The sequence below is a fragment of the Cyanobium sp. A1C-AMD genome, assembly GCF_024346495.1.
Classification (GTDB): domain Bacteria; phylum Cyanobacteriota; class Cyanobacteriia; order PCC-6307; family Cyanobiaceae; genus Cyanobium_A; species Cyanobium_A usitatum.
Map to the genome: position 1 here is coordinate 1 of NZ_JAGQDB010000108.1, position 6,846 is coordinate 6,846.

General features: G+C 64.9%; 6 protein-coding genes and 1 pseudogene. 1 reads left to right on the forward strand and 6 read right to left on the reverse strand.

Annotated elements, in window-relative coordinates; all coding sequences use genetic code 11:
• From KBY74_RS12890 to KBY74_RS12915, 6 genes and pseudogenes are all read right to left on the reverse strand, one after another.
• A pseudogene (locus KBY74_RS12890) lies at positions 1 to 251 on the reverse strand (IS5/IS1182 family transposase); the annotation flags it as partial.
• Between the two features lie 197 nt (positions 252 to 448).
• On the reverse strand, positions 449 to 2,422 hold the full coding sequence (gene mnmG / locus KBY74_RS12895; RefSeq protein ID WP_254943041.1) for a tRNA uridine-5-carboxymethylaminomethyl(34) synthesis enzyme MnmG: 1,974 nt from the start codon (positions 2,420 to 2,422) through the stop codon (positions 449 to 451).
• 30 nt (positions 2,423 to 2,452) lie between these two features.
• Positions 2,453 to 3,232 (reverse strand): hypothetical protein, encoded by a 780-nt coding sequence (locus KBY74_RS12900; RefSeq protein ID WP_254943042.1) that lies wholly within the window; start codon positions 3,230 to 3,232, stop codon positions 2,453 to 2,455.
• Between the two features lie 3 nt (positions 3,233 to 3,235).
• The gene (gene dnaB, locus KBY74_RS12905; RefSeq protein WP_106502691.1) at positions 3,236 to 4,630 is read right to left on the reverse strand and encodes a replicative DNA helicase; all 1,395 of its coding nucleotides are present in this window, start codon (positions 4,628 to 4,630) and stop codon (positions 3,236 to 3,238) included.
• A 134-nt stretch (positions 4,631 to 4,764) separates the two neighbouring features.
• Positions 4,765 to 5,223, reverse strand: coding sequence for a 50S ribosomal protein L9 (gene rplI / locus KBY74_RS12910; RefSeq protein ID WP_106502692.1), 459 nt, complete (start codon positions 5,221 to 5,223; stop codon positions 4,765 to 4,767).
• Between the two features lie 64 nt (positions 5,224 to 5,287).
• Positions 5,288 to 6,259 carry a fatty acid desaturase gene (locus KBY74_RS12915; RefSeq protein WP_254943043.1) on the reverse strand — a complete coding sequence of 324 codons (972 nt, stop codon included), beginning with the start codon at positions 6,257 to 6,259 and terminating at the stop codon, positions 5,288 to 5,290.
• Between the two features lie 55 nt (positions 6,260 to 6,314).
• Between KBY74_RS12915 and KBY74_RS12920 the strand changes: the two genes are divergently transcribed.
• Positions 6,315 to 6,846, forward strand: a 532-nt coding sequence (locus KBY74_RS12920) for a hypothetical protein (protein ID WP_254943044.1), incomplete at its 3' end; no start/stop codon positions are given.

Below are 6,846 nucleotides of genomic sequence, written 5' to 3' on the forward strand. Positions count from 1 at the left end.
TTTCGGGAGCTGGGCAACCCGACGCAGTAGGCGTACAGGAGCAGCACCACCATCATTCGGGGCTCGTACGCCTTCTCACCCCGTGGGTCCTTTTGCCGGTAGAAGGCGTGGATCTCCTCAAGATCCAGCTCGGCTGCCAGATCCAGCAAAAAGAACACCAGGTGGTTCTCCGGCAGCCAATCCATTGGTGATGGTGGCAGCAGCAGCGTCTGCTCGGGGTTCCAGGACCGGAACGATTTGGGCTTGACCATGCCCAATTCTCTCGCCCAGATCGCTTGCTGTCACTAGGATCTGGGCAGATTTCAGGGCGTCTATGGAGGGCTCGGGCGCTGATCTATGCGCGACACGCTTCTAGGACCGCGACGTTAGGCCGTCATCAGCCTTGACGGCATACGGACGGCAGCAGATCTTGCTTTACTTGATTGATGTGGACTCTGTCTCTGCTCTGCTACGGCTCTGTGGTTCTGACACTGCTGTTGGTAAAGCCGTCTTGCTGCTGGCGCCGTCGCTTCAGCTCCAGCCAGAGCAGCAGGGCCGTGACGTCGGCCGGACTTACCCCTGGAATGCGGCTGGCTTGGCCCAGGCTGAGGGGTTGGATCGAGTTGAGTTTTTCGCGGGCTTCCTTTGAAAGGGTGGCAATGGTGGCGTAATCCACGTCTGCTGATAAGGCCCGGTGCTCCTGCTTTTTCACCTGGTCGATCTGCTGCTGCTGGCGGGCCAGGTAGCCGCTGTATTTGATGTCGATCTCAGCGCCCTCACGCACGTCGCTTGGCAACTCCACCGGCGCCAGGCCTAGGCGCACCAGATCGCTGCTGTGGAAGCCGGAGCGGCGCAGCAGGTCGGCCAAGGTTATTGATCCCTTGATGGGGGCTTGGGTCTGGGCCTCCACGGCGGCGGCAGCCGGGTCGCTGACCTTGAGGCGCACCGATTCCAGGCGCTGTTTTTCGGCGCTGATGGCTTGTTGTTTGGCGTTGTAGATGGCCCAGCGCCGCTCGTCGATCAGGCCCAGCTCCCGCCCTAGGGGGGTGAGGCGTCGGTCGGCGTTGTCGCCCCGCAGCACCAGCCGGTATTCACTGCGGCTGGTGAGTACGCGGTAGGGCTCGCGCAGATCCTTGCTGATCAGGTCATCGATCATGGTGCCGATGTAGCTGCCCTCCCTGGGGAAGTGCACCGGCTCTTGGTCCCGCACCAGGCGGGCGGCGTTGAGCCCAGCCACCAGGCCCTGGGCTGCGGCTTCCTCGTAGCCGGTGGTGCCGTTGAGCTGGCCGGCGCAAAACAGCCCGGCTACCCGCTTGGTTTCCAGTGATGGCTTGAGCTGGGTGGCGGGCAGATAGTCGTAGTCGACTGCGTAGGCGGGCCGCAGCATCACGCATTGCTCCAGGCCCGGCAGGGTGCGCAGCAACTCGAGCTGCAGCCGCTCCGGCAGGCCTGTGGAGAAGCCCTGCACGTAGATCTCAGGCGTGTCGCGTCCCTCGGGCTCGAGAAAGATCTGGTGACTTTCCTTCTCGGCGAAGCGCACGATTTTGTCTTCGATTGAGGGGCAGTAGCGGGGCCCCTTGCTGTCGATGAAGCCGCCGTAGATGGGGGTGAGGTGAAGGTTGTCGCGAATTAGCTGGTGGGTGGCGGCCGTGGTTCGGGTCATGTGGCAGCTCATCTGCTCGCCGCTCACCCAGGAGGCCGGATCAAAGGAGAAGAAGCGATCTACGGCATCGCTTGGCTGCTCTTCGAGTTGGTCGAGGGCGATGCTGCGCCGGTCTACCCGGGCTGGGGTGCCAGTTTTGAGCCGGCCCATCTGGAAGCCCAGTGCCTCGAGGGCTTCGCTGAGGCCAACGGCGGCCTGCTCTCCTGCCCGGCCGGCGCTCATCGACTGGTTGCCCACCCAGATCTGCCCGCCCAGGAAGGTGCCGGTGGTGAGGATTACGGCGGCGGCGCCGTAGCTGCTGCCGAAGTAGGTGCTGATGCCGCTGATGCGGGCGTCTTTGCCGGGGGTGCCCTCCACCACCAGCCCGGTCACCATCGCTTCGCGCAGGGCCAGGTTTGGCGTGTGCTGCAGCAGCTGCAGCATCTGGCGGGCGTACTGGCGCTTGTCGGTCTGGGCGCGCAGGGCCCACACAGCGGGGCCGCGGCTGGCATTGAGCACCCGCTTCTGCAGGGCCGTGGCATCGGCCAGCCGGCCGATCACGCCTCCGAGGGCATCCACTTCATGCACCAGCTGGCTCTTGGCCGGACCGCCCACCGCCGGGTTGCAGGGCTGCCAGGCGATGCGATCGAGGTTGAGTGAAAACAGGGCCGTGTTTAGCCCTAGCCGAGCGGCGGTGATGGCGGCCTCACAGCCGGCGTGGCCGCCGCCCACCACGATCAAGTCGAAGTGCTCGGTGCAGGGTTCCACGCTCGTCTGGGTGGCTGGGGTGCTGAACGGCATTTGTTTATTTAAGAGGCAAGCCTGCCTTTTTCAGTGCCAGTGGTTGCGGATCTCGCCGGCGAGATAGCCCCAGAGCTTGGGCTGGAGTGGATGGCGCAGGATCGTGCGCCGGGGATGGCGCCAGGGGTGCAGCACTTCGTCGGGTTTGGGCCGGCCGTGGAATTTGAGGATGGTGCAGGCTTCCAGCTGGCTTTGGGCGGCGGCGGCATCGCGGCTGGCGAGCTTGCGCAGGACCTTGTAGGAGCGCACCAGCTCCGCAGGCCAATAGGCAAGAGCTGCCGGCGCCAGCTCCTGGAAGACACGGAAGATGAAGTTCTGGTCGCCAGCAAAATGTGCTCCGGCGTAGCGACCCTCCTGCCAGCACTGCCACACCGCCTGGGTGAGGGCGTCGGGACGGCACCACAGCACCGAGGAATTGAGGATCGGGTAGTTCCAGTCGCGCACGCCTATCAGGCTGGCGCTTGCGTTGCGGCCGAGCTCCACCAGGGGGGCTAGGTCGGCCCTGATCACCAGCGTGGAGTCGAGAAACAGGAAGGGATCGCTGCCCGTGAGGGCCTGATCAAACAGGCGCAGCTTGCTGAAGTAGCCCCGCAGGCTGCCGGCCTCTAGGTCCTGTTGCACCAGCTGTTGATGGCTGGCGATTGGTTCGCCAAAGCGACCTGGTTCCGGCCTGTCGGTGTAGACGATGAAGCGATGGGGTTCGCCCAGCTGCCGGGCCACCATTGCCGCCAGCCGACTCACCCAGAGATCGGGGTAGCGGTGGCCGGTTTGCACCGTCACTACTTTGAGGTGTGCTTGCGTAGGCGCCACCGCTCAAGCCGCCAGGTTGCGGAAGCGGGTGAACTGGGGCTCAAACAACAGCTTGACTGTGCCCACCGGGCCGTTGCGGTGCTTGGTCACGATCACTTCGGTGATGCCCCGGTCGGGGGTTTCCGGGTTGTAGTACTCGTCTCGGTAGATCATCAGCACCAAGTCAGCGTCCTGCTCGATCGAGCCCGATTCGCGCAGGTCACTGAGCATCGGCCGCTTGTTGGTGCGCGATTCGACGCCGCGGCTCAGCTGGGATAGGGCGATCACCGGCACGTTGAGCTCGCGGGCCATGCCCTTGAGGCCCCGGGTGATGCGGCTGAGCTCCTGCACCCGGTTGTCGGGGGTGGAGCCCTCCATCAGCTGCAGGTAGTCGATCACGATCAGGCCTAGCTCCTTGCCGGTTTCGGCCATGAGCCGGCGGCAGAGGGAGCGCATCTCCAGCACGCCTGAGTTGGGTTTGTCGTCGAGGAAAAGGGGCAGCTGGCCGAGGCTGTTGATGCCCTGGCCCAGCAGGGGCCACTCCTCCTGCTGCAGCCGGCCGGTGCGCAGCCGGCCGCTTTCAATGCCCACCTCCATTGACAGCAGGCGGTAGGTGAGCTGCTCCTTGCTCATTTCCAGGGAGAACACACACACCGGCAGCTGGTGCAGCTGGGCGACGTTTTTGGCGATGTTGAGCACGATTGAGGTTTTGCCCATCGCCGGCCGGCCGGCCACGATGATCAGATCGCTGCGCTGCAGGCCCTGGGTGATGGCATCAAGGTCGTAGAAGTTGCACGGGATGCCGGCCACGGCGGTGCCCAGGGAGCGGCTCTCGATCTCGTTGAAGGTGCTGGTGAGGATCTCGGCGGTGGGGGTGAGGCCGGTGCTGGGCTTCTCCTGGCTGATCGCGAAGATCTTTTGCTCGGCCTCATCGAGCACCTGCTCCATCGGCTTGCTCTGATCAAAGCCCAGGGCAATCACCTCATTGCCGGAGCGAATCAACTGGCGCCGCAGAAACTTATCCATCACCAGGCGAGCCACCTGGTCGATCGAGGCCGTTGAGGTGATGCGCTCCACCAGCTCCACCAGCCGGCCCTGACCGCCCACCTTCTCCAGGGCGCCGGTGTCCGCCAACCAGGCGCACATCGCCGTGAGGTCGGTGGGTTTGCCCTGGCTGTGCAACATCACAGCCGTGCGGTAGATCTCGCGGTGGGCGCCGAGATAAAAGGCCTCTGCCTGCAGCACGTCTGCGATGCGGCCGATGGCGTCTGGGTCGAGCAGGATGCCGCCCAGCACGGCCTCTTCGGCCTCAAGGTTCTGGGGCGGCACTGAGTCGGGCAGGGCCTCAAAACGAGCTTCCGAGCGCCCGTCTGAACGGGATTCGCGGCTGCTGGATTGGTTGAGGGGAACGCTCACCATGATCTTGGGGGGCGCTTAGCCGGGAGGGCAATCTTGAGTGCGGCGTCGCCATTTGACCACCCCACTGGCCCTACCGGTGGGGGTTCAACACACAAGCTGCCCTATCCCTGGGGTTTCAACTCGGGGCTCGGGCCTCAGAAGCTGGCGACTTCCAGGTTGAGCTCGGCGGTGACTTCGGGGTGGAGCTTCACCTGCACCTTGTAGGAGCCGGTGCGGTGGATTTCGGGCACCGTGATGTCGCGGCGATCCACTTCTTTCTTGGTGGCAGCTTCGATCGCTTCGGCCACGTCGCCGTTGGTCACGGTGCCAAACAGCACGTCGTCGCCGCCGGTCTGCTTCTTGACCGTGAAGCGGCCGATCGTGTCGAGGGCGGTGCGGAAGGCGATCGCCTCAGCCTTGAGGGCAGCCTGACGCTCCGCCTCCTTAGCGCGGCGCGCTTCCACCTGGCGCAGCACAGCTGCAGTGACGGGCTGGGCCTTGCCGGTGGGAACCAGGAAGTTGCGGGCGTAGCCGGGGGCTACCTCCACCAGATCACCGTTCTTGCCCAGGCTGAGAACGTCTGCGTTGAGGACGACTTGAACGCGCTTAGCCATGGCAAATAAGTAGGAGATTGATCAAGACCCGATCCAACACCCTAAATCAGGGGGTGATCAGACCTCAGGTCCGCTGAGGCGATGCAGCTGCGGGCAGGCGTACGTGCTTGGCCAGGCCCAGGAATCTCATAAGGCGGATGTGCTGCCAGGTGAGATCGATTTGGGGGCCAAAGCCGTGGCGAGCCGAGTGGGGAAAGGCGTGGTGGTTGTTGTGCCAGCCCTCGCCGAAGGTGAGCGCCGCGACCCACCAGTTGTTCTTGGAGCCGTCACCGCTGTCGTGGGCAACGCTGCCCCAAAGGTGGGTGGCCGAATTCACCAGCCAGGTGCAGTGGTACACAACGACCAGGCGCAGGGGGATGCCCCAGAGCACCAGGGCCCAGCCACCAGCGCCCGTGGCGCTGCCGATCCAAAACAGCAGGGCGGCTAGGGGCGCCTGCAGCAATAGGAAATTGGTGTTCAACCAGCGGTAGTAGGGATCTTTGGCGATATCGCCGGTGAGCCGGGGCACGGCAGCCATGGCGGGGATGGCCTGGAGCATCCAGGCCATGTGGCTCCACCAGAAGCCCTTGAGGCTGGTGTGGTGATCCACTTCCGTATCGGAAAACTTGTGGTGGTGGCGGTGCAGGCCCACCCAATCGATCGGGCCGTGCTGGCAGCTGAGGGCGCCGCAGGTGGCGAAGAAACGCTCCAGCCACTGGGGCACTCGGAAGGCACGGTGGCTGAGCATGCGGTGGTAGCCGATCGTCACGCCCAGGCAGGCGGTGACCCAATAGAGCACTAGGAAGCTGGCCACGGCGGGCACGCTCCAGAACTGGGGCAGCAGGGCAACCAGCGCCAGCACATGGATGACGGCCATGAAGCCGATGGTGACCCAGGGGGTGGTTTTCGACCCCTTGGCGCTAGCGGCCTTGCCATGGCGCGGCCGGTGCAGGGCCTCGGCGCGGCGCTCGCCGCTGACGCCTTGGTTGATGAAGGCGGGCTTGCGGGTGGCAAGGCGCTGGGTGGCTGGTGCGCTGGGACTAACTGGTGCGGCCATAACGGACCGACTCCGTACTGATCGGTAGAATGGTAGCAATACGGATCCATATCGCGTGGGGTACCGGGAAGATCTCCTATCGGGTCGGGTCGCTTTTGCCCATCTGATCAAGGTGTGGCATGAGCGCAACGGCTGGTCGCACCGGGTGTTGCCGGCCCTGGCTGAGGCCCTCGATCTGGGCCGGGTCCACAACTCCCAGCTCTCGATGCTGCGCAACGGCAAGCTGGCCTCCCCCGGCCCGGAGGTGTTCCTGGCCCTTGGTCGTATTAATCAGCTGCTGGCCCGCGAGGTGCGTGGCGGCAGCCTGGGCGACGGCCTGCGCCAGCGCCTGGCCGACAGCCCCGAGCTGGTAGCGGCCCTGGAAACCTCTGCCCTGCCCGTGCAGGACGAGGGCGCTCCGGTGCTGGGACCCGGCGAACTGCTCGAGGTGTTTGTGGGCCTGCGCCAGCCGCCCGTGGCCTTTGATCTGCGGATCGATGCGGCCGAAGCGGTGCCCTTGAGTGCGGCTTTGGCCCAGCTGTTCACGGCGGGGCGGCCCTGGCGTTTGTGCCGCGAGCCGGTGCTGGCTGCCTATCCGGTCGAGAAGC

What these genes read in the sequence shown, in the direction of transcription:
- dnaB (WP_106502691.1), bottom strand. Translation starts at nt 4,630, where the DNA reads ATGGTGAGCGTTCCCCTCAACCAATCCAGCAGCCGCGAATCCCGTTCA.
- mnmG (WP_254943041.1), bottom strand. Translation starts at nt 2,422, where the DNA reads ATGCCGTTCAGCACCCCAGCCACCCAGACGAGCGTGGAACCCTGCACC.
- KBY74_RS12915 (WP_254943043.1), bottom strand. Translation starts at nt 6,259, where the DNA reads ATGGCCGCACCAGTTAGTCCCAGCGCACCAGCCACCCAGCGCCTTGCC.
- rplI (WP_106502692.1), bottom strand. Translation starts at nt 5,223, where the DNA reads ATGGCTAAGCGCGTTCAAGTCGTCCTCAACGCAGACGTTCTCAGCCTG.